The organism is Bradyrhizobium sp. NBAIM18, from assembly GCF_020193825.1.
Lineage (GTDB): Bacteria > Pseudomonadota > Alphaproteobacteria > Rhizobiales > Xanthobacteraceae > Bradyrhizobium > Bradyrhizobium yuanmingense.
Genome location: NZ_JADYVO010000009.1, coordinates 261,882 through 286,799, shown reverse-complemented (window position 1 = coordinate 286,799; position 24,918 = coordinate 261,882). Strand labels below are relative to the sequence as shown.

Sequence of the window (24,918 nt, the reverse complement as noted above, 5' to 3'; positions counted from 1 at the left end):
AGGTCGCATAAATCGGGGTGGGGCTCAAGGGGGCGGAATGCGCACGCTGAACGATAGCGCGATTTAAATACGCTTCGATTGCCTAAAGCTAGCTTATGCTGCTGCCTATCCGCCCAAGGCTTGCGTCAAGGATGTCAGTACGTGCAGCAATTCCGGTTTACGCCGCGAGACGTAAGACGGGCGTCCGAGTGACCAGACTTTAGTATGCACGTCGCAATCCTGGGTTCACTTCCTCCACCGTTTCGCTAAAAAGTAGATCTGACGAGGGGGTGAATTGACCAAGCGGCACCAATAGCGCCGCGGCAATTCGGAATAGGGATTTAAGTTTGCTTTTTCAACGTGCGGGATTGTCTGCCGCGCGCGATTTGCAAATTTGACGCAATCAGCCATGGCAGGTTTTTCACAGGTATACGACCAAACCAACTTATTCAGAGCGTACCGGTGGATACTCAGCAATCCCGAACCGTTCTTTAAAGGTCACTTTAGGGCTTCGTATTCGGACTATGCGCTCTCGTCCGAAGCCAATCTGAAATTCCTGAGACGGCAGATCAGCCAAGAGCGTTTCACTCCAACGCAGGCCTCCAAGCTCTACCTCCCAAAAGCATCTGGCATCTTACGGCCGATTTCGCTCCTCACTGTCAACGATCAGGTAGCTTATCAGGCGGTCGCCAATCTTGTGGCTGAAGCGGTCTACAAAAAAACCAAACAGCATTATCGCACGAACGTTTTTCAGCACCTGTATGCTGGCAAAACATCCCGCTTCTTCTATTTGAAATGGCAAGACAGCTATCGTTCATACGCATCGCACGTGCGCGCTTACTATGGGGCCGGTTATCAGTATGTGGCTAGCTTCGACCTCACAGCGTTCTATGACACCATTGATCACCATGTATTGAGAACACTGCTGAGAGATTTGCGAGTTGATCACGACACTGTGGATTTCTTGATGCGGTGTCTACGCGAATGGACATGCGCTACTTGGATTGACGGAAGACAACCCATCTACCATGAGCATGGTATCCCGCAGGGGCCGTTGTCGTCAGGTATAATCTCCGAAGTGGTGCTTCGACACATTGATGATGCTGGCTTACGCTTCGCGAAAGATATTCGATATCTGCGTTATGTCGATGATATCAAGATTATGGCCAAGTCAGAGGACGCTCTTCGACGCAGGTTGGTCACTCTTGATCTAGCTGCTAAAGAAATTGGTCTATTTCCGCAGTCGTCCAAAATCGCTATCCGCAAGATCAGCAGTCCATACGATGAAATCAAATCCGTAAGCGAACCTCCTGAGCCCTCGCCAATGAGGGGCAGCAGCCAAGACCAGATCAGGCGCCGCGTTCGCGCACTGGCTAACCGGGGCACACCAACCGACGCGACCCGTTTCAAATACGTTTTAGCGTCGTTGATCCCGTCGGCCAAAACAAATGGCGTTTTGCTCAAGATTCTCGAGCGGCAACCGCAGCTTTCGGATAGTCTGACGCGTCACTGGGCAAAGTACAAGAAGTTGCCTTCGAAACTCTCGCAGGCTTTGATTGAGCAAGTTGAGCGGTCTGAAATCTATCATGCCGTGAATGCGCAGATACTCGACCTACTCTTGGATCGCGTGAGTGTCACCCAGGAGACGCGGGTTTCGACATTCGCCTATGAGCGGCTGTTCGCCGGAAAGTACCGGAGGCGCTCTATTGCGCGGCCACAGCCAACCTACAAAGTAGCATTGGCGCGGTGGGCCTTGCTATCAGGCCGTATGACCTACCGAGATTTTGAGACACTTATGTTCGGCGAACGGGATTGGTGGGTTCGACAAGGAATGCTCCATCACCTCGACCGCAGCAAGTTCGGTGATGCGGGCTATGCTGCGCTTCTGAACGCTTCCATGCGGGTGGATGCTGATCCGGACTTTTCGAGAGCCGGCGCGGCGCTTCTCTTCCAATCAGGTTTGCCGCTGGCGAAACCATACAATGATTGTGCCGTTTCAGCGCGCCTACTCCTAAGAGCAACTAAGATCATCCCAAAGGCCGGTCGAGCCCCGAGTCTTATCGGAGCGGTGGTCTCCTACGTGCTCGGGATGCCACGGACACCTTACGATTGGCAGCGGTTCTTCGGGACGGACCACGCCGCGGCCGAGCAGATAGCAATCAAAGCAAAGCAACGGTTTGAAACGGACATTGACGCCTGTGTCGTGTCCTTCGATAGCTTCTGCGATGCGGCAATGCGCAAAATTTACCAAAAGCGTGGACTGACCATGCCGAATTACGGTGCGGCTGTAGGCGGATCAGCGCCCGCTTGGTTACGGGGATTACCTTCTCTAAAGGCCGGACTGTACGCATTGCATCAGTTGCGTATCAGATCCTACACCGCCCATCCTGTGCACACGAGAACGGGAGCCGCCAATACGCGGATCAAGCACGCTCAATTTTACAAAGTGAGAAAGTTGCTGGTAGCGGCATTTCGAGAGCTTGAGGCGAACATCCCGCCGTAGGTTGAAGTACATACAAAGCCAGATACAAGCCGCACTCTACTGGCGCCAAATTCTCTTTGTTTCTCAGCGCTAAACTGAGTGATAGCAGTACCTACCCAACTGTACCGATTTGCCAATGGGACTTCTGCTTCCCCGCGATGATCTCCTGCACGCCACTTGCCGCGCGAACGCACCGCGCCCCGCCGCGGTGGCCGTCACCGTCGTCTGCGGCTTCTTGCCGACGAACGCCGCCTCCACCTCCACGGAGCCCACATTCGCCCGTGTCTCGATATGCACACCGGGATTGCCGTCGGTGGACCCCCGGTGAGTTTCTTCAGCTTGGCGAGTTCGAGGGCTGATGCGGCCGGCGGCGCGTTGAGGGCGGCCATCATCTTTAGACGCAGCGGCTGATGAATCATCTCGTCGAGACGGCCAGGCGCTCATTGGCGATCGACTTTTCGCCGTGCGAGCAATCGGCTACACGGGAATTGCACTTTGACTCGTGCGCTCGCAAGCACCGGTCCAACAAGGTCTAGGAATGACTGAAAAGCAGCAGCCGGGCGCGCCCGCCCTGGAAAAGGGGCTGGACCTTCTGGAGGCGCTGGCAGGCTCCGCACGCGGGATGAGCCAGAAGCAGCTCGCCGAACGCGTGGGGCGCTCCGTCAGTGAGATCTTCCGGATGCTGGTGGCGCTGGAGCGCCGCGGCTATGTCGCGCGCGACCCCGCGACCGGCGAATACACGTTGACGCTGAAGCTGTTCCGGATCGCCTCGCAATTCCCGCCGACCGAGCGGCTGCTGAAGGCCGCGCTGCCGGTCATGGAGCAACTCGCCTCCCGCGTGCAACTGTCCTGCCACCTGACGGTGCTGCACGGCGAGCAGTTCATGGTGATCGCCCGTATCGAGCCGGAATGGCTGATGGGCTGGTCGGTCAAGGTCGGCGCGGTGTTTCCGCTCACCCAGCAATACGCTTCGGCGAAGGTTCTGGCGGCCTTTCAGCTCGAGGGCCGCCGCCAGGAGCTGGCGCAGGTCATCGCGACCAATGATCGGATCAGCATCAAGAAGGCACTTGCCGCGCTCGACCGCATTTCAGCGGAGGGAGGAAACTTCTCCAACGACGACGGCTATACGCGCATCCTTGCCTATAGCTGCCCTATCATCGAAGTCTCCGGCCGTGCGGTGGCCGCGATGACCGTGCCGCTGGTGAGGCAGGATCAGATCCCGGCAACCGAGGCCAGCACCATCGCCGCGGAGCTGCGTAGCGCCGCCAGGATCGTGTCCGAGAAGATCGGCGGCGTTTCTTGACGCGATAGCCGACATTGTAGGCGCCGCCATGCCTGGACATGGCGATTCCAGGAGAAGCCTTCGAGGGAGTCCCTGTGATATTATGATCCGATGCAGCTAATTTTCATCTATGGGCAAGTCGCCTCAGGAAAACTGACTATCGCGCGCCATCTTGCCTCCGGGACAGGGATTGCGCTGTTTCACAATCACCTTGTCGTCGATGCAGTTGGCGCGGTGTTTCCGTTTGGCACGGAGGCATTCGCGCGTTTACGTGAACAATTCTGGATGGCCGTGTTTGAGGAAGCTGCCAAGCAGAGGCGATCGTTGATATTCACATTCGCCCCCGAGCCAACGGTGGCTGGCGATTTTCCGATCCGAGTACAAGAATTAGTGGAGCGCAATGGCGGTGAGGTCATCTTCGTAGCACTTCACCTGGAACAGGCAGAGCAAGAGCGACGCCTGGTCGATGAAGATCGTGCCGCATTCGGCAAGATGCGGGACCTGTCGCTACTGCGCACACTCCGACCGCAGTTCGATGCCTGCATGGCATCAATGCCCCAGCCCGCCCTCACCCTCGATGCAGGTCATCTGAAGCCGTCCGAGAGTGCCGAGGCTATCTCAAGCCTGATCTCGGCAAAGGCTAAATGAGAGACCTAGACTAAAGCGTGATGAGATCAGGTTTGATTGCGGCCTGGATTCACCCTTTTTGTTTCTCTTCTGCGCTTTTTCCATCGGAGCTTTTCGAGCGCTCTTCGAATCGATCGGCTCCCTTGGCCAGATCGTGCCCCATCTTGCTCTCGTTCTTCGCTTCGTCCTTGGAGGTTGATTCCCGCAAGCCTTCGGCGGCCCGTTCGCCTGCCTTTGATGATTTTCGTTCGTCATCCATTGGTGGCTCCTCCCTGATAAAGACGCCTCCCAGGACGCTCGCTGGTCTATCCCGGACGGACGTACCAACGTTCCAATCGGATTGCCTGGACATTGTTCCTGATTCAGTTGACGCTCTTCGTCGAGCCGCGGCACAGCCGAACAGCACAGGCCGGCATCGATGCGCTAAGCACGCTTCGTCGCGAGCTCAACGGCGCTCGAATGTGCGCCTTGGGTCCACAAGCGGTAATGCTCGGCCGATCAGGAGAAATCCGCTTCGTTCCTCCGGAGGCGGACCGGCTTTGATGCGTACACGCCTTACGCCAGCGTCATCCCGCCGTCCACGACCCAGGCGGCACCGTTCACGTGCGCAGCTTCGTCGGACGCGAGGAAAGCAACGACGTTGGCGACATCCTGCGGCCGCCCATGCGCGGTCGCAACGTTTCGGCGCAACGCAATGGCGCTGTCACGCGCCTGGCTTTCCAATTCCCGGATCATGCGCGACTCGACCGGCCCTGGCAGAACGGCGTTGACCCTGATCTTCGTTCCGGCGACATCGAGCGCTGCCGTGCGCGTCAGTCCGAGCACGGCGTGCTTGGAGGCGACATAGCCGGCGAGTCCTGCGCGTCCCCGGATTGCGGATGTCGACGCAGTGTTGATGATCGCGCCCGTCCCGCGTTGCATCATCCTGGCGATCACGTGCTTGAGGCCCAGGAAAACGCCCTTGACGTTCACCTGCAGCAATTGATCGAACGTTTCGTCGGGATATTCGTGAAGAGGAGCGACGACGCCCTCGATGCCCGCGTTGTTGGCGAAGATGCCGATCGGCCCCAGACGTGCTTCGGTCGCCTCTACGAATGCGATCGTATCCTGAGCGAGGGAGACATCCGCGCGGATGGCGAGCGCCCTTGCCCCGGCCTTCTCGACCAGCTGCGCGGTGGCGCGTGCAGCCGCTTCGTCGCGGTCGACGATCGCGACCGCAGCGCTCATCTGCGCCAACTTTAGCGCAATGGCGCGCCCGATATCGCCCCCGCCGCCGGTGACCAGCGCGACCGGCGGCCGGCCGGTGCCGCTCACGACTTCAGGAATTCGCAGCCGCCATCCGCCAGAGGCCGCCAGGCCTCGGACGGCGCGATGGTCTTGACCAGCTTGTAATAGTCCCAGGGATATTTGGACTCACCGGGAGTCTTCACCTCGAACAGATACATGTTGTGCAGCTTGCGACCGTCTTCGCGCACGCTGCCCTTGCCGAACAGAGGGTCGTCGGTCGGCAGCTTCTTCATCTGCTCGACCACGGCTTTGCCGTCGCTGGAGGCGCCGAGCGCCGCCACAGCCTTGAGGTAGTGCAGCGTCGTGGCATAGGCGCCCGCATGCAGCGCGGTCGGATAGCGGCCGTTGTTGCGTGGGGCGAAGCGCTTGGTCCAGGCGCGCGTGTCGTCATTCAGATCCCAGTAGAAGGATTCGGTGAACTGCAGCCCTTGCGCAATCTTCAGGCCGAGCGAATGGACGTCGCTGAGATACAGCACCGTCGCCACCACGCGCTGGCCGCCTTGGGGAATGCCGAATTCGACCGCCTGCTTGATGGAGTTGATGGTATCGCCGCCGGCATTGATCAAGGCGATGATCTCCGCCTTCGAAGCTTGCGCCTGCAACAGGAAGGATGAGAAATCCTGCGTGTTGATCGGCGTGCGGACGCCGCCGAGAACCTTGCCGCCGAACTTCTGCACGACGTTCTTGATGTCGCCCTCCATGGCATGGCCGAAGGCATAGTCGGCCGTGAGCAGGAACCAGCTCTTGCCGCCGCTCTCGACGACGGCGCGCGCGACACCCGACGAGAGCGCGTAGGTGTCGTAGGTCCAGTGCACGAGATTGGGCGAGCAGGACTTGCCGGTCAGGTCCGACGACGAGGCGCCGGAGACCAGCAGGGTTTTGTTGTTCTGCTGCACGACGTTGCGCACCGCGAGGGCGACGGCCGAATTCGGCGCATCAACGATGACATCGACGCCTTGCCGATCGATCCACTCGCGCGCGATGTTGGCGCCGAGATCGGCCTTGTTCATGTGGTCGCCGCTGATGATCTCGACCGGCCGGGTCAGCTTTGGACCCGAAGCCTGGAAATCCTCGACCGCCATTTTGGCAGCCAACAGCGAGCCCGGGCCGGTGACATCGGCATAGAGGCTGGACATGTCCGTCAGCACGCCAATGCGCAGCGGCTTTGCGTCTTGCGCCCGTGCACCGAGCCCCGTCATGCCCAGCGCCAATCCGCCGGCGCCAGCCAGCAGCCGGCGGCGGCTCACCCGAAATCGTGCTGCCATGGGCAGACCCTCCTTTGCCTTGTGCGTGTTTCTTCCCAATTTTCGCCGCCCGCATGTACATGGCACGCAGGCTGATCTTGTCGTTCAGGGTGTGAGGCGCTCGATGAGCCTGCGGTCCTCGACCTCGAATCCGCCGCCATAGACGTCCGACACCATGAAATGCGCGCCGAGAATCTCCGGCTCGAGCTCGGCAATCGGATCGTACGCGCTGGCGTGCAGCGTCATCGCGGCGCGGCCGGGCACCGGCGTCGAATATTTCAACGGCGTGCGGCGGTAGGCGATGTCCGCATAGGCCGTGCCGAGCCGCTCAGGATGCGGCAGACGGCGCACATGGATCTCGCCGGCCGGCAGCTCGTCGCCGTCGACGATGCGGACAACCGGCGCGGACGGATCCGGCGTGAAGGAGAAATCGGCGAGCGGAATGCCGCGGCGCCGCACCCATCCAGTGATCGATCCATCGGCATGCTCGTCGAAGGCGTAATGCGCATCCTTCTTGGTGTAGCCGAACACCTCGCGTCCGGCACAGATCCCCATGGGATCGCTGCAATACATGAAGATGTGCGTCTCGGTGAACAGCCCCTTGTAGCGCACGGGCACCGAGATCATCAGGTCGAACATCTCGCCCGCGTGCACGGCGAGGGAATGGCCGGGCGAACGCATGAAGCGGAAGGCGACGCGGTCGCTGGCGATCTCGAACGGCGTCTCTGCAAGCAAAGTCGCGACCTTGGCGGGCGCGACACGGGTCATGATCTCGACGGTCCGCAAGGTGCAGCCCCACTCCACCGGATAAGCCGGCGAATAGGGCGGGTTGACCCCGCTATTCGGCTTGAGCTGGTACTGCCCGAACATGCGTCCGCGCGGGTCGTCGGGATCGGTGACCACAGCCATTGGGCCGCTTCCTCTGAATTTATATATGATTTATTGATTTCATATATGAAATAGGAGACGAGTCAAGTTACCTTCCAAGGCGCGGTTCCCCAGGGCCATCGAATCGATTGGCGCAACGCGGCGAAAATCCTTAACGTCGGGTCTGACCCCCAAATGCCGAATCGTTTGCCGATGCCGCCCGCGGAACAACTCAACAACGCCTTCGAATTCACCGTCTCCGAGCTCTCCCTGTCCCTGAAGCGGACGGTCGAGGACGCCTTCGGCCATGTCCGGGTCCGCGGCGAGATCTCCGGTTTTCGCGGGGCGCATTCCTCCGGCCATTGCTATTTCGCGCTCAAGGACGAGAGCGCCAAGATCGAGGCGGTGATCTGGAAGGGCGTGCACAGCCGGATGCGCTTCAAGCCCCAGGAGGGGCTCGAGGTCATCGCCACCGGCAAGCTGACGACCTATCCGGGCTCCTCCAAGTACCAGATCGTGATCGAGGCGCTGGAGCCGGCCGGCATCGGCGCGCTGATGGCGCTGATGGAGGAGCGCAAGAAGAAGCTCGCCGCCGAGGGCCTGTTCGACGAGGCGCGCAAGCAGCTGCTGCCCTGGCTGCCGGAGGTGATCGGCGTCGTGACCTCGCCGACCGGCGCCGTCATCCGCGACATCCTGCATCGGCTGGAGGACCGCTTTCCCCGCCGCGTGCTGGTGTGGCCGGTCAAGGTGCAGGGCGACGGCTCGGCCGAGCAAGTCGCGGCCGCGATCCGCGGCTTCAACGCGCTCTCCGAGGGCGGCAGGATTCCGCGGCCCGATGTGCTGATCGTCGCGCGCGGCGGCGGCTCGCTGGAGGACCTCTGGTCGTTCAACGAGGAGATCGTGGTGCGGGCGGCGGCCGAGAGCATGATCCCGCTGATCTCGGCGGTGGGGCACGAGACCGACATCACGCTGATCGATTTCGTCGCCGACAAGCGCGCGCCGACGCCGACGGCGGCGGCCGAAATGGCCGTGCCGGTGCGCAGCGACCTGTTCGTCGAGGTGGGCGATCTCGGGCGCCGCACCCGCGCCTATTGGCAGCGCGCCCAGGAGAGCCGCCGCAGCGAGCTGCGCGCCGCCGCGCGCGCGCTGCCGGCGGCCGGCGATCTCTTGGCGATCCCGCGGCAGCGGCTGGATTCGGCGGGCGCGTCCCTGCCCCGCTGCCTCAAGGCCAACACGCATGCGCATTTCCGCAGGTTCACCGCCGCAAGCTCGAAGCTGACGCTGCGCGTGCTGCACGGCCATATCTCGCAGGCCGATCATCGCCTCACCGTTTGCGGCGAGCGGCTTGGTCTCTCCACGCGCTCGCTGCTGCGGCAGCGGCGCGACCGCTTTGCGGGACTGGAGGTGCGCCTGCGCGCCTCGAAACTTGCGAATGCGCAGGCGCAGCGCAACACGATTGCCCGCCAGCGCGAGCGCACGCATCGTCTGACTGAGCGGGCAGAGCGCGCGCTTGTCACGCTGCTGCACCGGTTGGAGGCGCGGGTCGAGAACAGCGGCAAGCTGCTCTCCGCTTTGTCCTATCGCAGCGTGCTCGCGCGCGGCTTTGCTTTGGTGCGCGACGAGGCCGGCCATCCCCTGCACGCGGCAGATAGCGTCGGCCCCGGCGCGCGGGTCGAGATCGAGTTCGCGGATGGACGCGTCGGCGCGACCGCGGATGCAGATCGCCCGGCGCCTGCGGAGAGGCGCGCGCCGGCGCAGGCCAAGCCGGCGGCGGAGACCAAGCCGGCGCCGAGGCGGTTGGTCAAGCCGGTGGATCAGGGCAGCTTGTTTTGAGGAGCGAGGAGCGAACGCTCCACCCTCGCTGTCATTCCCCGCGCAGGCGGGGAATCCAGTACGCCGCAGCTTCTCGATGACTCACTGACATCTCGGCGTACTGGATCGCCCGGTCAAGCCGGGCGATGACAGCGCGTGTGTGGAGGCAGCGCGTCGCCACAAATGCGTGGAGACCGTTCTCCTACCGGCACGACAATCCCGCCTCGATCGTGGTCCAGAAGCCGCAATGGTCCGGCGCGCGGTGGGGGCCGGCGTGGGCTTCGAACAGCAGGATCGCGACGGTGAAGACGATCAGGGCGGAGGCGAAGAGCGTGATGCGGCCATGCATGTGAGATGCGTTTAACCGACATCGTGGTCGAATGATGGCGCGGCCATGTGCGGCGCCACCGCCATCACCGCGCCAGCCACTGCGCGACGTCCTTCTGCGAGGCCGCGCGGGCCTCGGCATCTCCGTGCTCGGGCGCGGCGGCGTGCAGCGGCGCGCCGGCGCGGTCGAAATCGTGATCGGCGCCGGGATAGACCACGATGCGCGCCAGCGCGCTGCGGCCGCGCGCGCCGTCCACCATCTGGCGGCAGGCCGGCGGCGAGGACACCTCGTCATCGGCGCCGATCAAGACCAGCGTCGGCACCCGCGTGCTCCAGCCGAGGCCCGCCGAGATCCGGCAATCCGGATCAAACGCGATGGCGGCGCGGAAGTCCGGACCGGGATCGCGCCCCGCGCTCTGCGGACGCACGGCCCAGAGCAGCGCGCTCGCACCATTGGTCCAGCCGATCAGGCTGACGCGGTCCCGCGCCACGAAAGGCTGCTGCATCAGCCAGGCGCGCGCGGCCGCGATATCGGCGACGCGTTCGCGCCGCGCCTTGACGTGCATCTCCTTGACACGGCATTGCGGGCCGAGCTCGCGCGAGCCGTAACTGTCGGGCAGCAGCACGGCATTGCCGGCCTTGAGCAGGCGCTCGGCCCATTCGCGATAGCGCGGCAGCACGGGATCGGAATGGCTACCCAGCCCCCCGCAGCCGTGCAGCGCGATCACCGCCGGAAACGGCCCCTTGCCCTCGGGCTTGTAGAGCTGCGCATGGAGCACCCCGGACGCGAGCGGAATCTCGACCGGCTGCGGCGCCGGGGCGGCGTGCGCCGCCGACATCAGCAGCGTCAGGAACAGGGCGGTCATCGGAGTCTGCCGCAGGAGCTGCCGGAACCGGCGCGCCTTCGACTGAAGCCCTAGCATGCGAAAACGGCGGCAAATCATCACGAACCGGTGGGTTTAACGGGCGGACAAGCCACCCCATCTATGCTACATCCCGTCCAACACATCGTGCCTTCCACGGTTTTCCATGGAGAGGCCTCCCACGGAGACTTTCGACCGTGCTGAACAAGTTCGGCCCCTCGGGCCATGGCGAAGCGCAGGTGCAATATCTCGACGGTGATTTCCGCGTGATCTCGCCGGGGACCTTCGTGCGCTGCGCGATCACCGACGTCCGCATCCCGCTCGACGAGCTGAAGTACTGGAGCGTCGATCTGCAGGAGGCCTATGCCACGCCCACCGCGGTGCTGCAGCGGCATTTTCCCGGCGCGCTGAAGCAGCCGTGATCCTTGGGCTCTCGCAACTCTCGTAAGGCGGGTAAAACCGGCAGACCTATAATGCTGGCGGTAACAATTGCAGAGTGCAATTCCATCTGACTTCTCCTGGATGCGGCTTCATTCAATAAGATTGCGGCCATGAATGCCGGCTGAATGTTCGCCGATATCTAAAATTGTCCGGCTTCCATTGGGGCCCATTTAAGCCGCCCCGCACCACATTGCCTCGGGATAAAGTGGCAATCGGGTAGGAACGCATGGACCTCCGGAGAATTTTCAGCCGTTCGTTCGGTGCACCTTCGAGCGCAAAAGATCATTTGCTTGAACGGTTCATCCGCGACGAGCAGGGCAGCTACGTGCTCATTTCTGCGCTGCTCATGCCGGTCTTGGTCGGCACCGCCGGCCTCGGAACGGAAGTGGGCTGGTGGTACTACAAGCACAAGAACATGCAGAGCGTTGCAGATTCCGGCGCGGTCAGCGCTGCGACGGCTGCCAGTGCAGGCGGCGACCCCCGGTCCGAAGCCAAGGCGGTCGCGGCAAATTATGGCTACACCGACGGCGCGAACGACGTCACTGTCACGGTGAACCAGCCACCGAAAACAGGCAGTCAGGCGTCGAACGCGCAGGCCATCGAAGTCATCGTCAGTCAACCGCAGCGGCGGCTGCTATCGGCCTTGTTCGGTTCGGACCGCGTACCAATCACCGCGCGCTCGGTTGCGCTGCCCAACTCCGGGACGGGCTGCGTCCTTGCGCTCAACACGAGCGCAAGCCCCGCCGTCAACGTCAGCGGCGGCAACCAGCTCAATCTGATCAAGTGCAATCTCTACAGCAATTCGAGCGCGAGCCCCTCGCTCAACGTCGCCGGCAGCGCCTCGGTGGCGGCAAACCAGGTCGGCGTGGTTGGCGACGTCTCCGGCGCGAGCAGCATCACGGCGACCAACGGAGTCAAGACGCACATCACGCCTGTCGCCGATCCCTATGCCGACGTCACTCCGCCGACGCGGCCGAGCTGCAGCAATGCCAAGATCACGGTCAACGCCAACGGAAAGACGAACTCGCTCGACCCCGGCTGCTACATGGGCAGCATCACGGTCAACGCCGGCGCAGTCCTGAACCTCAATCCCGGCATCTATTATCTTGATGGCGCCAGCTTGAGCGTCGCCGGAAATGCCACCATCACCGGCAGCGGCGTCACCCTGGTGTTCACGGGCTCCGGCAGCGACTGGGGCACCGCCTCGATCGGCAGCAACGCGACCGTCGACCTGACCGGGCCGACCAGCGGCCCGACAAAGGGCATCGTCATGTACGGCGACCGCAACATGCCGGCCGGGACCAATTTCAATCTCACCGGCGGTGCTACGCAGAATTTCGGCGGTGCCATCTACCTGCCAAAGGCCAATCTCAGCTTCAGCGGCGGCAACGGCACCAGCACATCCTGCACCAAGATCATCGCGGATACGCTGACGTTCAGCGGCACGTCGAACCTGCAGGTCAATTGCACCGCGCTCGGCACCGCGACGATCGGTTCGCAAACCGCGCAGCTCGTCGAATGAGGTTTGGAGCGATGCAGATCCAGAATGTCTCATCCAGGTTTGGCCGTCGATGGCTTGGTTATCTGGCGCGGCACGTGCGCAATGCGGCCGGCGATCAACGGGGCGTCGCGGCGGCCGAATTCGCCATTCTGGTTCCCCTGCTGTCCCTGATGGTCGTCTCGGTCACGGACATCGGGCTTGCGCTCTATCGCAAGATGCAGGTCGAAAATGCCGCGCAAGCAGGAGCCCAGTACGCGATCGCGCGCGGCTTCGACACGAGCGGCATCGCGAACGCCGTCGCAAGTGCCACCAGCGCGACGAACATCACCGCTTCACCTCCGCCGGTCCAGTTCTGCGGATGTCCGACGAGTGCGGGCGTGAGCGCCACCAGCTGCGGAACAGTCTGCACCGGCGGTGCGCCGGCCGGGACATATACGACGGTCTCGGCGCAAGCGACGTACTATACGATCATCGACTATCAGATCGTGGCGGCTACCTACACATACACCGCGCAGTCCACCACGAGGCTGCAGTGAAGCTCACCGCATTATGGCGGGACACGCGCGGCACCACAGCGCTGGAATTTGCGCTGACCGCTCCCGTGTTCTTCCTGTTCATATTCGGGATCATCGAATGCGGGCTGCTGTTCTGGACTCAGCTCGGAATCCAGCATGGCAGCGAAATGGCCGCGCGCTGCGCGAGCGTCAACAACACGCTCTGCCCGAGCAGCAGCGCGATCACGACCTACGCTGCCCAGCAGGCCTACGGCCTCACGCTCCCGCCGGGGACATTCACCTTTGCCACGGCCGCATGCGGCAACCAGGTCAGCGCGAGCTATTCATTCGAGTTTCCGCAGATCATCAACCTGTCTCCGATCACGCTGACCGCGCGAGCCTGCTTCCCGAGTTGAGGTCGCCGACAGAAAAATGGTTTCTGCCATGCCAATCGCTTGCGTTCTACATTCCTTGCAGCCGTGGGTGAGTCGTTTCGCCCTGTGGTTGGATTCTTTGTTGCAATTCCGCGCCCTAGAGTTGTTTGATGAAGTTCTGCTGAAACAAAGCACTGCTATAGTGCAGGTTAGGTAATTGGCCCTGTTCTTTTTATCGCACAGACGATCAGGTCAACCAAACAGCCATCGAGCGTTGGAATTGGCGCGGTCTGTGAACGGGCTCATATCGAAGAGAGCCATCTGACGGGCGACGATCACCTTGAAAATTCGCGGTGGAATATCTGTAAATTGACAATCAAGCGATGGGGGTGATCATGCCCGCCATTTTCGACCTGCTCTATCGTGAATATTGCCGCGCCCGTCTCGCTGAGATGCGCAAACAGCTTCTGATCGCAGCTGAGCGCGCTGAAGCTGTCGCAGCGGATCATTATCCCGCCACGCTGAGTGACGATGAGAGAACGGACCCGCACCGCAAGACCGGTCTCGGCCTGCCGAATTGAAGCGGCTCCAAGACCGGCGATCACTCCCGCGTAGCAGTGACCAAGCAATTGGCAACAGTTTGGGAGACGGCAATGAATACACCCGAATGCTACACCGTCGTCGTCGCCTGCATGTCGTGCCTCACCATCATCGGATTGATGGCCGTCGGGGCGTGGTGAGCATGCCCTCGTCTCGTTGCAGACATGATTCCGACTTCGACATGAGTACAGCCGCCGCGTCGTCCGACGGCGGCGGCTGCGCTTTGGATCCGCAGATCAGCTTCGCGGCGGCGAATACGACACGTTTCGCAACCAGGGCAGAGACATTGCCTCACGTTGCGAGATCAGCGCGCACTGAACCTTCGCTCGCGCGCTCTGTATAGATGATCGCTGATCAATTGCCGCAGCTTCGCCAGGTCATCGAACTCGAGCTGAACGGCGAACGGCACGATGCCGTCAGGCACGCCTGCGCGGCCGCGCAAGCGTGCAAGATCCTTTTCCGTCGTCACCAGCGTGAGCTGCTCGCGCTGCGCCTCCGCTGCGAGCGCCGCAATCTCGCCGTCCGAAAACATGTGGTGATCGGCGAAGGCGCGCGTGCGAACGACGTCGATGCCGCTCGCACGCAGGGTACGGAAGAAACGCTCGGGATCGCCGATGCCGGCGAAGGCGAACACCCGCTTGCCGAGCAGCTGCGCGAGCGAGGCCGCATCCGGCTTCAGGCGCGCGCGCAGCTCGGGCTTGTTCCGCTTCGCGATCTCCGCCGCGACATCGTTGGCGGCATTGCCGTCGCCGATCAGCACCAGCGCATCGGTGCGCGCGAGCTGCGCCGCGAGCGGTGCGCGCAGGGGCCCTGCGGGAAACACCGCGCCGTTGCCAAGGCCGCGCTCGCCGTCGATCACGATCAGCGAGGCGTCCTTGAACAGGCGCGGATTCTGGAAGCCGTCATCCATCAGGATCACGGTGGCGCCTTGCGACTTCGCCAGCGCGACGCCGTCGAGGCGGTCGCGCGCGACCACGACCGGGACGTCACGCGCCATCATCAAGGGCTCGTCGCCGACGTCGGCCGCATCGTGACGCTCGCGGTCGACCATCACCGGCCCCTTCAGGCGCCCGCCATAGCCGCGGCTGAGCACGACTGGCGTCTCGCCGAGCTCGCGCAAGAGCTTGGTCAACACCAGCACCGTCGGCGTCTTGCCGGCACCGCCGACATGATAGTTGCCGACACAGATCACGGGGATGCCGGCGTCCACGCCCTGGCGCAGCATGCGCCGTGCAGTGATCGCGCCGTAAAGCGCACCGAGCGGCCATAGCGCGCACGATTGAAGGGAGCGTGGCCGGTACCAAAAGGCCGGCTCACGCATTGGCGGCCCCCATCTCGATCCGCAATTGCAGCAGATACGGCTCGAGCGCGGTCATGGTGCGATCGAGCGCACCGCCAAGCTGCTCGACCACGCCCGTGCCTGCGCGCTGCATCTTGTCGCGCATGGTGGGATCGGCCAGCAACTGGCCGAGCTGCTTGACGAGCGCCTCCTGCGTGTCGGCTTGCCGCGCCCCGCCGCTGGTATCGAGCGCTTCATAGACGTCGGCGAAGTTGAACACGTGCGGACCGTGGACGATCGCGGCGCCCAGCTTGATCGCCTCGATCGGGTTCTGCCCGCCATGGTGGATCAGCGATCCGCCCATGAACACGATTGCCGAAAGCCGGTAGAACAGGCCGAGCTCGCCCATGGTGTCGGCGACATAGACGTCGGTCGTCGCGGTCGGCAGCTCCTCGCGCGAGCGCAAGCTGGGTTTCAGGCCCGACGCCGTGACGAGGCCTGCGATCGATGAGCCGCGATCCGGGTGCCGCGGCACGATCACGGTGAGAAGCTGCGGGAAGAAGCCGACCAGGCTGCGATGCGCCGCGACCAGCATCTCGTCCTCGCCCGGATGGGTCGAGGCCGCGACGATGATCGGCCGCCCCCGCGTCATCGCCATCAGCCGCTCGAGCTTGGCGGGGTCGGCCGGCGGCGCGGGCACGTCGAGCTTGAGATTGCCCGTCGTCGCGACGTCGCGGCCGCCGAGCGCGGCAAAGCGCTCGGCATCGGTCTTCGACTGCGCAAGGCAGATGTCGAACCGCGACAGCAGCGCCGAGATGGTGCCGTGCATGCGGCGCCAGCGCGGGAAGGAACGCGGCGACATCCGCCCGTTGATCAGCACCATCGGCACCCGGCGCGCGGCGCCGGCGAGGATCAGGTTCGGCCACAAATCGGATTCGATGAACAGCGCCAGCGACGGCTTCCAATGATCGAGGAAGCGCGCGACGTAGCGCGGCGAGTCATACGGCACGTATTGATGGATGACGTCGGGCGGAAAGCGTTTTGCGACGACCGCGGCCGAGGTGACCGTGCCCGAGGTGAGCAGGATGCGCAGATTGAGATCGCGCAGGCGCTCGATCAGGGCGGCCGCCGCCAGGACCTCGCCAACGCTGGCACCATGAATCCAGACCAACGGGCCGTGCGGCCGCACGTCGGCGGACAGGCCGCGCCGCTCGCCGACGCGGGCGGGATCCTCCTTGCCCTGCTTCAGCCGCCGCTTGATCAGCGCAGGCGCGAGTGGCACCAGGCCGGCGGCCAGGCGCCGATACATCCGCAGCGTGATCGGCAGCGCAATGGGCAGCGACTTAGGCATCTTCCGGTCCCGGACGGCCGAGCTGCGCATAGGCGCGACGGGTCGCCTCGTTCAACGTGTCTTCCAGCTCCTGCCGCAACGTCTCCATCATGGCGGCGTCGGCATCTGCGGGAACGTGGATTTCCTTGATGCCGACCAAAGCGCCCCGCCCGAATGGCAAATTGATGGTGGTGCGATCCCAGTTCTTGAGCCGGACGAAGCGGCTGGTCGCCATCGCGAAAGGCATGATCGGCCGTCCCGATTCCCGTGCCAGCATGATAATGCCGAGCCCGACCACGCGCGAGCGCTTGGGGACATCGGCGGTCAGCGCGACATTACAACCGGCCTGGAGCGTCCGCACCATTTCCTTGAAGGCGCCGACGCCACCTTTGCGGTGGAACGCGCCGCCATGGTCGCCGGAACCGCGGATGGTGCCGATCCCGAGCCGCTCGGCGGCGATCGCATTGAACTCGCCGTCGCGGTGCCGGGAGATCAGCACCTTGGCCCGATAGGAGGCCTTGTTCTGGTTCTTGATGAAGGGCGTCAGGAAATGCTGGCCGTGCCAGAACGCGAAGATCGCAGGGAGCTGCGGCTCGACGCGCTCGTAGACGTCGGGCGGATCGAAGGTGAAGGTGTTGGTCCGCCAGACCAGACGCAGATATTCGGCCGCCAGGACCCCGACGGCACGCTGAAACCAGCTGCTTCGCAGCGTATTGCGAAGCAGTTTCTTCAACGCGCCGGTTCTTGATTCGGATCGAGCAGCCGATGCAGGTGGACGATGAAGTAGCGCATCTGCGCGTTGTCGACCGTGCTCTGCGCCTTGGCCCGCCAGGCGGCGTGGGCGCTGGCATAGTTCGGATACAGGCCGACGATGTCGACCTCGTCCAGATTCTTGAAGGTGTTGTGCTCGAGATCGACGAGCTCGCCGCCGATGACGAGGTGGAGCAGTTGTTGCGGGGCGCTATCTGGCATGAGTTCTGTTCCTAAGGGGCTGCCCGGCAAAGCAGTGTTCGAGAAGCACCACGAATGCGCCTTAGGCTATCGGACGGTTGCGAAAATGCGCGACAATGCCCGCATGACGTTCGCGTCCCGCTGCCACCAGCACCCCGTGCGCCACTTCGCGGCGGTTATAGAGGATGGGTTCTCCGGAGAGGTCGCTCATCCTACCATCCGCTTCCTGCACGATCAAATCGGCCGCCGCAAGATCCCAATCATGGCTGTTGCCGCCCGCAAATGCCGCATCCAGCGCGCCATCGGCGACCCGGCACAGCCGCAGCGCCAGCGAGCCGATCCGCCGGTGCAGCTTGATCTCGCCGAGTGACGGCTTCAGCCGCTCGACCAGCGGCTTCGGGCCGGCGACGCGGGCGAAGTCGAGTTCGGATCCGCCTGTCGCGCGCACCGGCTTGTCGTTGAGCGTCGTGCCCTTGCCGCGCACCGCGAAGAAGAATTCGTCGCTGGCCGGGGCGAATACGGCGGCGAGCACCGGCGAAGCGTCCGCCACCAGCGCCACGCTGACGCACCATTCGTCATGGCCGCCGAGATAATTGCGCGTGCCGTCGATGGGATCAACGATCCAGGTCAGCCGCCGCGACAGCCGCGCCGCATCGTCGGCGCTCTCCTCGGACAGCCAGCCATATTCGGGCGTTGCAGCACGCAGGCGCGATTCGAGCAGATCGTTGACGGCGATGTCGGCCTCCGACACCGGCGAGGACGCGCCCTTGGTCCACTTCCTCAGCTCGGTGCGGAACATCGACTGCGCCAGCGCGCCCGCCTCCCGCACCGTGTCCTTCAGCAGCGCCGCGTCGCGGGTCAGGAGAGTGTGGTCGAGAGAATGCGCGTCAGCGTCCGCCAAGCGTCAAACCCTCGATGCGCACCGTCGGCGCATTGATGCCGTAGCGGAATTCGAGATTGTTCGCAGGCTGCATCGACCTGAAGATCTCGAACAGATGGCCGGCGATCGTCACCTCGCTGACGGGATAGGTGATCTCGCCGTTCTCGATCCAGAAGCCGGAGGCGCCGCGGCTGTAATCGCCGGTGACGCCGTTGACGCCGGAGCCGATCAGGTCGGTGACGTAGAAGCCCTGCTTGATGTCGGCGATCAGCTCGGCCGGCGTTGCAGAGCCGGGCTCGAGATGCAGATTGTACGGCCCCGGCGAAGGCGAGGAGGACACTCCGCGATGGGCGTGACCGGTGGTGGTGAGGCCGAGCTCGCGCGCGGTGGCACAGTCGAGCAGCCAAGTCGTCAACACGCCGTCGTCGACCAGCGCGGTCCGCTTCACCGCGACGCCTTCGGCATCGAAGGTCTGCGAGCGCAGCCCGCGCTTGCGCAGGGGATCGTCGATGATGCGGATGTTGTTCGCGAACAGCTGCTGGCCGAGCTTGTCCTTCAGGAAGCTGGTCTTGCGCGCGATCGAGGCGCCGTTGATGGCGCCGACGAGATGGCCGACCAGCGAGCCGGCGACGCGCGGATCGAACACCACCGGGACCTTGCAGGTCTCGACCTTGCGCGGATTGTAGCGCGCCACGGTGCGCTCGCCGGCGGAGCGGCCGACGACCTCCGGCGACAGCAGATCGGCGCCATGCGGCGCCGAGGTGAAGTCGTAGTCCCGCTCCATGCCGGTGCCTTCGCCCGATATGGCGGTGGCGGAGATGCCCTGGCTGGAGCGCAGATAGGAGCCGTGGAAGCCGGTCGAGGTGACGAGCACCATGCCGCCGATGCCGGATGAGGCCGAGGCACCGCCGGACTTGGTCACGCCCTTGACGCCGAGCGCGGCAGCTTCGGCCGCGAGCGCGCGGCGCTCGAGCTCGGTCGTCGTGGGCACGGCGGGATCGAGCAGGTCGAGATCGGGAAAGTCGCGCGCGAGCAGCGCGGGATCGGCAAGGCCGACATATTTGTCGTCGGGCGCGACGCGTGCCATCGCAACCGCACGCTCGGCGAGCTTGGTGACGGCATCGCCGCTGAGGTCGTTGGTGGAGACCACCGCCTGACGCTGACCGACCAGCACGCGCAGACCGACATCGTCGCCCTCGGACCGCTCGGATTCCTCGACGCGTCCGTCGCGGACCTCGACGCCCTGCGAGACGCCGCGCACCGCGACCGCGTCGGCCGCATCCGCGCCGGCGCGCTTGGCCGCCTCGACCAGCCGCTGCGCGAGATCGGAGAGCGCGGACTGATCGAACAGGTCGCGATTGGCGGAAGGCGAAAGCGTCGGGCTTGGTGAAGAGTTCACGAACGAAATCCTGTTGGGGCGGGGTTCGGGACCGGAACCCACAGATGTGCCCTGAGAGCGCGGACTTCAAGCATTTTCAGCCCGCCAAAAGCTCAGATTCGCGATGTCGGCGCAACGTCTCGTCAATCATGCGCGCCAAGGTCTTGTCAATCATGAGGAGCGAGTGACGGTGGGTTAACCAGCCTTTTTAAGCGGTTTCGGACCGCCCGGCGCTAAGGTCCTCGCATCGACCGGGAACATAATCCTGGCGGGGAGAACGAAGCCGTGAGGCGTCAAACAGCAACATGCGGGGTCCACCCCGCCGGGTCGAGCCGCTCCTTGCGGCTCGACCCTCTTTCCCTTCCGGTCCGCTTCGATGCGCATGATCCGCGCGCCGACGGACATGTCAGGCAGATCGAGCTTCATCGCGAGCGTGTCGTGCTGCGCCGTGCCGTGCGCGGCATGCAGATGGCGATCAACGTGCGCGTCGCCGACTTCACCGGCGTTGCGCTCCGCGGCAATGACGAGACGCAGACGCTCGTCCTCGTGCATCGCGATCCTTCGCTGTCCATCCCGCTGCTGATCAGCACTGACGCGGACGAGATCGCGCAGGCCTGGGCGATCTGGAGCGAGATCTTTGCGCTGCCGCAGCTCGACGAAGGCGCGCGCAAACCCGCACCGCGTCGCCGCCGCACCAACGCGATCCGCGCCCGTCGTCCGAAATTCTTGATGCGCCGGCGCACCGCAATGGCGCGCGAGCTGCCGGTTCATCAGGGCGAGCGCGAGATCATCGCGAGGAATTAACGGTGCCGTGGGGTGGGTTAGCCCAAAGGGCGTAACCCACCTATTTGCTTTCTGCGCAGATAGAAGTTGGTGGATTACGCTTCGCTAATCCACCCTACGCATTCGCCTCACGCCGCCCGCAGCACCGCGTCGGCGAGCAATCCCGCAAACAACAGCAAGCCGGCATCGCGGTTCGACTTGAACAGGCGAAGGCAGAGCGCGCCATCGGCGATATTCAGCCGCACGATCTGCCACACCAGATGCGCGGCGAAGGCGGCAAGCCCAAGCCAGGCCGGCCAGCGCGCTTCGCCAGATGCCAGCGCGACGCCGATCAGCATCACCGCGAGCCCGTAGAACAGGACCAGCGCCTGGCGCGTATGCGCGCCGAACAGGCGCGCGGTCGACTTGATGCCGATCAACGCGTCGTCCTCAGTGTCCTGATGCGCGTAGATCGTGTCATAGCCGATCACCCAGGAGATCGCGCCCGCATAGAGCACGAGCGCGGTGGCGTCGAGGCGGCCGAAGGTGACGGCAAACCCCATCAACGCGCCCCAGGAGAAGGCGAGCCCGAGCACGATCTGCGGCCACCAGGTGATGCGCTTCATGAAGGGATAGATCGCGACGATCAGGAGTGAGGCGATGCCGGCTGCAATCGCGAAGCGGTTGAACTGCAGCAGCACCAAAAGACCGACCAGCGCCTGCGCGACCATGAAGACCAGCGCCTGCCTGGTGGTCACCTGCCCCGACGGCAGCGGCCGCGAGCGCGTGCGCTCGACCTTGTCGTCGAGGTCGCGATCGGTGATGTCGTTCCAAGTGCAGCCGGCCCCGCGCATGACGAAAGCGCCGACAAAGAACAGCACGATGGTGAGCGGCAGGCCGCGGACGTCGTGCGCCATGCCGGCGGCCAGCGCCGCCGACCACCAGCATGGCATCAGGAGAAGCCAGGAGCCGATCGGGCGATCGAAGCGGGACAGGCGCAGGTAAGGCCGCGCCCAATGCGGCGCGAGCGTATCGACCCAGTTGCCGGTGGAATCGGCAACGCGGGCGGATGTGCTGGTGCCCAGTTTTCGAAGTTCGTATTCCATCGCGGCGTATTCCGGTACGGACTTCGAAAACTACAAGGGCACGAGCAAGAAAACCAATTCACGCGCCGCTTATCGATTTGAAGTTCCTATGAGGATCTCGCGGCAAGCACCGTAGGAACTTCAAATCGGCGGCACGTGTATCATCGGGTCAGGACGTTGCCGTTGAGCGTATCGAAGGTGCTGCCGCCCTTCTTGCCGGCGTTAGCCTCGGGCGCGGAGCCAGAGCCCAGCACCTCGCTCAGCGACGGACCGGCCGGACCGCGCGGCTGGTTCTGCATCTGTTGCGCGACGTTGCAGACCTTCGTCGCCATGGCCTCGGTGTTCTTGTGACCTTCCTTCAGCTGGGCGCCGATCTGGGGCGGGATTCCGCATTTGGCGGCATTGGTCTCGATGTACTTGATCATCTTGACTTCAGCCTGGCTGAAATTGCGGATCAGCTTGCAGGCCTCGTCCGGCTGCGCACGACGATCGCTCGCGGCCTTGATCAGCTTGCCGCGCTTCTCGGCTTCCTCGCGCAGCGGAATGAATGCCTTCATGCAGTCCTCGCCGGGACCGGCCTGCGTCGGGGGAGCCGCGCTGAAGGCGCCGGCGCCACCGATCGGGGCAGCACCGTTCACGGGAAAGGACGATTGCGGCGCCGCACCGAGCGAAGCAGCGGGTGCCGAACCGTTAACCGGAGGAAATGGGGAATTGGCGGCAGGCTGGTTGGGCAGCGGCGCCGGGAACGCGCTTTGCGCAGACGCGCCCGCAGCACCCATGGCCACCATGGCGGCAGTGATCGGAACCATCAAATGGCGGATCATCAAGACAGTCTCTCCGGCAGGAGCTTACGGGTTCAGGGCTTCCCAATTGAAGCGCGACCAGCGTGTTCGCGTTTTTACGATTCCCGCCGGCGCTTAACAACCCGTGGAATAGGGCGAGAGCGCGGCGCTGGGACGCACCAGTTCGGCAATATTTACCCCCGAAATGGCGCCTTTCGGTTAAGAACGGCCGGTAATCGGATCCCAAGCGATGCCTTCCCACGATTTTCGCGCCCCCCGCCTGTTCGTCGATGCCCCCCTGGCCCAGGACGCCAGGGTGCCGCTCGACCGCGACCAGAGCAACTATCTAGGCAATGTGCTGCGGCTGGCGGCCGGGGCCGAGGTCCTGGCCTTCAACGGCAGGGATGGCGAGTGGCAGGCCGCCATCGAGGGCCGCAAGCGGCCGGACGGCCTCGTGATCCTGCAGCAGACCCGGCCCCAGGACCGGCTCGCGGACCTCACTTACGTCTTTGCCCCGCTCAAACATGCCCGGCTGGACTACATGGTGCAGAAGGCCATCGAGATGGGCGCCGCCGCCCTGCAGCCGGTCCTGACCCGGTTCACCCAGGCCTCCCGGGTCAACACCGAGCGGATGCGCGCCAATGTGGTCGAGGCGGCCGAGCAATGCGGCATCCTCAGCATCGCCAGCGTGGCCGAGCCGGTGCCGCTGGAGCGCTTCCTGAGCCAGCGGCCCGCCGACCGCCTGCTGATCTTCTGCGACGAGGCGGCGGAGGTCCAGGATCCCGTTCAGAGCCTGCAAGGCGCGCGCGAGATCGGACACGGCATCGACGTGCTGATCGGCCCCGAGGGCGGTTTTGCCGAGGAGGAGCGGGCGCTTTTGCTGCGCCAGCCCAAAATCCTGCGGCTGGCGCTCGGCCCCCGCATCATGCGGGCGGACACCGCCGCCGTGGCCGCGCTGGCGCTGGTGCAGGCGCTGCTGGGGGATTGGGGCGGCAAAAGCGCCTGATCCTGCGCATTGCCCACCCGTTAAGCGATTGATCCTTTGGAGGTCGAAACCGCTGTCGGGCCATGCTAAGGGCTGCGCCAATTCGCCTCCCCTTGCCTGCCCGGTTCCGCCGGGACGATGGACCCCTGAGATGACCGCGACTGCCACCTCAAATGCTGCCGGCTCCGCCGCCTGGGCGGATACGCTGCTCTTGTCGTTTGCGCAGGCCGGCTACGTCAGGGCCGAGCCCGCCATCCTGCAGCCGGCCGAGCCGTTCCTGGACCTGTCCGGCGAGGACATCCGCAAGAGCCTGTACCTGACCACCGACCTCTCCGGCGAGGAGCTCTGCCTGCGCCCGGACCTGACCATTCCCGTCGCGCGCGACTATCTGGCCTCGGGGCGCGCCGGCCAGCCGGCGGGGTTCAGCTATCTCGGTCCGGTGTTCCGCTACCGTAGCGGCCAGGCCCGTGAATTCCTCCAGGCCGGCATCGAATCGTTCGCCCGTCAGGATCGCGCCGCGGCCGATGCCGAGATGCTGGCACTGGGGCTGGAGGCGACGGCCGCCTTCGGCGTCCGCGACGTCGAGATCCGCACCGGCGATGTCGCCTTGTTCAATGCGCTGCTCGACGCCCTCAACCTCTATCCGGTCTGGCGCCGCCGCCTGGTCAAGGATTTCAACCGCAAGATCAGCCTGGAGCAGGATCTGGAGCGGCTCGCGGCCGCGACCACCGCGACGCGCAGCGAATATGAGGGCGTGCTGGCGGCCCTTGCCGGCTCCGACCGCAAGGCGGCGCTCGCCTTCGTCACCGATCTGATGTCGATCGCCGGCACCACCAATGTCGGCGGCCGCACCACCGCAGAGATCGCCGATCGCTTCCTTGAGCAATCGACGCTGAAGGGCGGCGCGCTGCCGCGCGAGGCGATCGCCGTGCTCAAGCGCTTCCTATCGATTTCGGGCAATCCAGACGACGCCATCGCCGAGCTTCGCGCACTCACGACGGACGCGAAGCTCGATCTCGCATCTGCGATCGATCAGTTCGAAAGCCGGGTCGGCTTCATGGCCGCGCGCGGCATCAACGTGAGGCAGATTCGTTTCTCGACCGCCTTCGGGCGCGGGCTCGACTACTACACCGGCTTCGAGTTCGAGCTGCATCACAGCGGCAACGGCACCGAGCCGCTGGTCGCCGGCGGCCGCTACGACGGGCTGATGACCCAGCTCGGATCAAGCGAGCCGATTCCGGCAGTCGGCTTCTCGGTCTGGGTGGAGGCGCTGAACCGGATCGGCCGCAAGGTGGGAGCGTAAAAT

Annotated in this window: 26 protein-coding genes and 1 pseudogene; 12 read left to right on the top strand and 15 right to left on the bottom strand. The window is 64.0% G+C overall.

Annotated features, from left to right (window positions below; all coding sequences use genetic code 11):
* Positions 1–388 precede the first annotated feature (388 nt).
* Positions 389–2,482, top strand: coding sequence for an RNA-directed DNA polymerase (locus tag I6F17_RS21960; RefSeq protein ID WP_225124439.1), 2,094 nt, complete (start codon positions 389–391; stop codon positions 2,480–2,482).
* Positions 2,483–2,573: 91 nt separating this feature from the next.
* Here the strand turns inward: I6F17_RS21960 and I6F17_RS21955 are convergent.
* Positions 2,574–2,880, bottom strand: a pseudogene (locus I6F17_RS21955) (transcriptional regulator).
* A gap of 119 nt (positions 2,881–2,999) precedes the next feature.
* Between I6F17_RS21955 and I6F17_RS21950 the strand changes: the two are divergent.
* On the top strand, positions 3,000–3,764 hold the full coding sequence (locus tag I6F17_RS21950) for an IclR family transcriptional regulator (RefSeq protein WP_225124438.1): 765 nt from the start codon (positions 3,000–3,002) through the stop codon (positions 3,762–3,764).
* 90 nt (positions 3,765–3,854) lie between these two features.
* Positions 3,855–4,391, top strand: a complete 537-nt coding sequence (locus I6F17_RS21945) for a shikimate kinase (RefSeq protein WP_109145337.1) — start codon at positions 3,855–3,857, stop codon at positions 4,389–4,391.
* Positions 4,392–4,440: 49 nt separating this feature from the next.
* Here the strand turns inward: I6F17_RS21945 and I6F17_RS21940 are convergent, their stop codons facing one another.
* The 4 genes from I6F17_RS21940 to I6F17_RS21925 form a co-directional block, all read right to left on the bottom strand.
* Positions 4,441–4,629 carry a hypothetical protein gene (locus I6F17_RS21940; RefSeq protein ID WP_036039966.1) on the bottom strand — a complete coding sequence of 63 codons (189 nt, stop codon included), beginning with the start codon at positions 4,627–4,629 and terminating at the stop codon, positions 4,441–4,443.
* Positions 4,630–4,925: 296 nt separating this feature from the next.
* Positions 4,926–5,684 carry an SDR family NAD(P)-dependent oxidoreductase gene (locus tag I6F17_RS21935; protein ID WP_225124437.1) on the bottom strand — a complete coding sequence of 253 codons (759 nt, stop codon included), beginning with the start codon at positions 5,682–5,684 and terminating at the stop codon, positions 4,926–4,928.
* Complete coding sequence (locus I6F17_RS21930) at positions 5,681–6,856, bottom strand: ABC transporter substrate-binding protein (protein ID WP_225124450.1); 1,176 nt, start codon at positions 6,854–6,856, stop codon at positions 5,681–5,683. The genes I6F17_RS21935 and I6F17_RS21930 overlap by 4 nt, the downstream gene beginning before the upstream one ends.
* Positions 6,857–7,006: 150 nt before the next feature.
* Positions 7,007–7,810 carry an acetoacetate decarboxylase family protein gene (locus I6F17_RS21925; protein ID WP_225124436.1) on the bottom strand — a complete coding sequence of 268 codons (804 nt, stop codon included), beginning with the start codon at positions 7,808–7,810 and terminating at the stop codon, positions 7,007–7,009.
* Positions 7,811–7,981: 171 nt separating this feature from the next.
* Between I6F17_RS21925 and xseA the strand changes: the two genes are divergently transcribed.
* Positions 7,982–9,601: an exodeoxyribonuclease VII large subunit gene (gene xseA, locus I6F17_RS21920; RefSeq protein ID WP_225124449.1), complete on the top strand. Its 1,620-nt coding sequence runs from the start codon at positions 7,982–7,984 to the stop codon at positions 9,599–9,601.
* A 181-nt stretch (positions 9,602–9,782) separates the two neighbouring features.
* Here the strand turns inward: xseA and I6F17_RS21915 are convergent, their stop codons facing one another.
* Together I6F17_RS21915 and I6F17_RS21910 are read right to left on the bottom strand one after the other, a co-directional pair.
* Complete coding sequence (locus tag I6F17_RS21915; RefSeq protein ID WP_197424412.1) at positions 9,783–9,929, bottom strand: hypothetical protein; 147 nt, start codon at positions 9,927–9,929, stop codon at positions 9,783–9,785.
* A 64-nt stretch (positions 9,930–9,993) separates the two neighbouring features.
* Positions 9,994–10,773 (bottom strand): dienelactone hydrolase family protein, encoded by a 780-nt coding sequence (locus I6F17_RS21910; protein ID WP_225124435.1) that lies wholly within the window; start codon positions 10,771–10,773, stop codon positions 9,994–9,996.
* Between the two features lie 194 nt (positions 10,774–10,967).
* Between I6F17_RS21910 and I6F17_RS21905 the strand changes: the two genes are divergently transcribed.
* The 5 genes from I6F17_RS21905 (at position 10,968) to I6F17_RS21885 (ending at position 14,161) form a co-directional block, all read left to right on the top strand.
* Positions 10,968–11,192: a DUF2093 domain-containing protein gene (locus tag I6F17_RS21905; protein ID WP_036009228.1), complete on the top strand. Its 225-nt coding sequence runs from the start codon at positions 10,968–10,970 to the stop codon at positions 11,190–11,192.
* A gap of 305 nt (positions 11,193–11,497) precedes the next feature.
* Positions 11,498–12,733, top strand: coding sequence for a pilus assembly protein TadG-related protein (locus I6F17_RS21900; protein WP_225124434.1), 1,236 nt, complete (start codon positions 11,498–11,500; stop codon positions 12,731–12,733).
* Positions 12,734–12,744: 11 nt separating this feature from the next.
* Positions 12,745–13,248 (top strand): TadE/TadG family type IV pilus assembly protein, encoded by a 504-nt coding sequence (locus I6F17_RS21895; protein ID WP_081494560.1) that lies wholly within the window; start codon positions 12,745–12,747, stop codon positions 13,246–13,248.
* Entirely contained in the window at positions 13,245–13,622 is a 378-nt protein-coding gene (locus tag I6F17_RS21890) for a TadE/TadG family type IV pilus assembly protein (protein ID WP_225113339.1), read from the top strand. Before I6F17_RS21895 ends, I6F17_RS21890 begins: the two co-directional genes overlap by 4 nt.
* 353 nt (positions 13,623–13,975) lie before the next feature.
* Positions 13,976–14,161, top strand: a complete 186-nt coding sequence (locus I6F17_RS21885; RefSeq protein ID WP_225124433.1) for a hypothetical protein — start codon at positions 13,976–13,978, stop codon at positions 14,159–14,161.
* 323 nt (positions 14,162–14,484) lie between these two features.
* Here the strand turns inward: I6F17_RS21885 and lpxK are convergent, their stop codons facing one another.
* From lpxK to I6F17_RS21855, 6 genes are all read right to left on the bottom strand, one after another.
* On the bottom strand, positions 14,485–15,501 hold the full coding sequence (gene lpxK, locus I6F17_RS21880) for a tetraacyldisaccharide 4'-kinase (protein WP_225124432.1): 1,017 nt from the start codon (positions 15,499–15,501) through the stop codon (positions 14,485–14,487).
* Positions 15,494–16,840, bottom strand: a complete 1,347-nt coding sequence (locus tag I6F17_RS21875) for a 3-deoxy-D-manno-octulosonic acid transferase (protein ID WP_225124431.1) — start codon at positions 16,838–16,840, stop codon at positions 15,494–15,496. Before I6F17_RS21875 ends, lpxK begins: the two co-directional genes overlap by 8 nt.
* Positions 16,803–17,522, bottom strand: a complete 720-nt coding sequence (locus I6F17_RS21870; RefSeq protein ID WP_036039958.1) for a lysophospholipid acyltransferase family protein — start codon at positions 17,520–17,522, stop codon at positions 16,803–16,805. The genes I6F17_RS21875 and I6F17_RS21870 overlap by 38 nt, the downstream gene beginning before the upstream one ends.
* Entirely contained in the window at positions 17,519–17,761 is a 243-nt protein-coding gene (locus tag I6F17_RS21865) for a DUF4170 domain-containing protein (protein WP_036039955.1), read from the bottom strand. The genes I6F17_RS21870 and I6F17_RS21865 overlap by 4 nt, the downstream gene beginning before the upstream one ends.
* 61 nt (positions 17,762–17,822) lie before the next feature.
* A complete protein-coding gene (locus I6F17_RS21860; RefSeq protein WP_036009209.1) occupies positions 17,823–18,641 on the bottom strand; it encodes a 3'(2'),5'-bisphosphate nucleotidase CysQ in 819 nt (272 codons plus the stop codon).
* On the bottom strand, positions 18,628–20,019 hold the full coding sequence (locus I6F17_RS21855; protein ID WP_225124430.1) for a TldD/PmbA family protein: 1,392 nt from the start codon (positions 20,017–20,019) through the stop codon (positions 18,628–18,630). Before I6F17_RS21855 ends, I6F17_RS21860 begins: the two co-directional genes overlap by 14 nt.
* 264 nt (positions 20,020–20,283) lie before the next feature.
* Between I6F17_RS21855 and I6F17_RS21850 the strand changes: the two genes are divergently transcribed.
* Entirely contained in the window at positions 20,284–20,802 is a 519-nt protein-coding gene (locus I6F17_RS21850; protein WP_225124429.1) for a DUF6101 family protein, read from the top strand.
* 107 nt (positions 20,803–20,909) lie between these two features.
* Here I6F17_RS21850 and ubiA read toward each other — a convergent pair whose 3' ends face one another.
* Complete coding sequence (ubiA, locus tag I6F17_RS21845) at positions 20,910–21,866, bottom strand: 4-hydroxybenzoate octaprenyltransferase (protein ID WP_225124428.1); 957 nt, start codon at positions 21,864–21,866, stop codon at positions 20,910–20,912.
* 140 nt (positions 21,867–22,006) lie between these two features.
* The gene (locus I6F17_RS21840; RefSeq protein ID WP_225124427.1) at positions 22,007–22,669 is read right to left on the bottom strand and encodes a hypothetical protein; all 663 of its coding nucleotides are present in this window, start codon (positions 22,667–22,669) and stop codon (positions 22,007–22,009) included.
* A gap of 208 nt (positions 22,670–22,877) precedes the next feature.
* Here I6F17_RS21840 and I6F17_RS21835 point away from each other — a divergent pair, with 208 nt between their 5' ends.
* The gene (locus I6F17_RS21835; RefSeq protein WP_225124426.1) at positions 22,878–23,633 is read left to right on the top strand and encodes a 16S rRNA (uracil(1498)-N(3))-methyltransferase; all 756 of its coding nucleotides are present in this window, start codon (positions 22,878–22,880) and stop codon (positions 23,631–23,633) included.
* Between the two features lie 130 nt (positions 23,634–23,763).
* A complete protein-coding gene (locus I6F17_RS21830; protein WP_057027635.1) occupies positions 23,764–24,915 on the top strand; it encodes an ATP phosphoribosyltransferase regulatory subunit in 1,152 nt (383 codons plus the stop codon).
* Positions 24,916–24,918 lie beyond the last annotated feature (3 nt).

Coding starts and splice junctions, on each gene's coding strand:
- I6F17_RS21960 (WP_225124439.1), top strand. CDS start 389: ATGGCAGGTTTTTCACAGGTATACGACCAAACCAACTTATTCAGAGCG.
- I6F17_RS21950 (WP_225124438.1), top strand. CDS start 3,000: ATGACTGAAAAGCAGCAGCCGGGCGCGCCCGCCCTGGAAAAGGGGCTG.
- I6F17_RS21945 (WP_109145337.1), top strand. CDS start 3,855: ATGCAGCTAATTTTCATCTATGGGCAAGTCGCCTCAGGAAAACTGACT.
- I6F17_RS21940 (WP_036039966.1), bottom strand. CDS start 4,629: ATGGATGACGAACGAAAATCATCAAAGGCAGGCGAACGGGCCGCCGAA.
- I6F17_RS21930 (WP_225124450.1), bottom strand. CDS start 6,856: ATGACGGGGCTCGGTGCACGGGCGCAAGACGCAAAGCCGCTGCGCATT.
- I6F17_RS21925 (WP_225124436.1), bottom strand. CDS start 7,810: ATGGCTGTGGTCACCGATCCCGACGACCCGCGCGGACGCATGTTCGGG.
- xseA (WP_225124449.1), top strand. CDS start 7,982: ATGCCGCCCGCGGAACAACTCAACAACGCCTTCGAATTCACCGTCTCC.
- I6F17_RS21915 (WP_197424412.1), bottom strand. CDS start 9,929: ATGCATGGCCGCATCACGCTCTTCGCCTCCGCCCTGATCGTCTTCACC.
- I6F17_RS21910 (WP_225124435.1), bottom strand. CDS start 10,773: ATGACCGCCCTGTTCCTGACGCTGCTGATGTCGGCGGCGCACGCCGCC.
- I6F17_RS21895 (WP_081494560.1), top strand. CDS start 12,745: ATGCAGATCCAGAATGTCTCATCCAGGTTTGGCCGTCGATGGCTTGGT.
- I6F17_RS21885 (WP_225124433.1), top strand. CDS start 13,976: ATGCCCGCCATTTTCGACCTGCTCTATCGTGAATATTGCCGCGCCCGT.
- lpxK (WP_225124432.1), bottom strand. CDS start 15,501: ATGCGTGAGCCGGCCTTTTGGTACCGGCCACGCTCCCTTCAATCGTGC.
- I6F17_RS21875 (WP_225124431.1), bottom strand. CDS start 16,840: ATGCGCAGCTCGGCCGTCCGGGACCGGAAGATGCCTAAGTCGCTGCCC.
- I6F17_RS21865 (WP_036039955.1), bottom strand. CDS start 17,761: ATGCCAGATAGCGCCCCGCAACAACTGCTCCACCTCGTCATCGGCGGC.
- ubiA (WP_225124428.1), bottom strand. CDS start 21,866: ATGGAATACGAACTTCGAAAACTGGGCACCAGCACATCCGCCCGCGTT.
- I6F17_RS21840 (WP_225124427.1), bottom strand. CDS start 22,669: ATGATCCGCCATTTGATGGTTCCGATCACTGCCGCCATGGTGGCCATG.
- I6F17_RS21835 (WP_225124426.1), top strand. CDS start 22,878: ATGCCTTCCCACGATTTTCGCGCCCCCCGCCTGTTCGTCGATGCCCCC.
- I6F17_RS21830 (WP_057027635.1), top strand. CDS start 23,764: ATGACCGCGACTGCCACCTCAAATGCTGCCGGCTCCGCCGCCTGGGCG.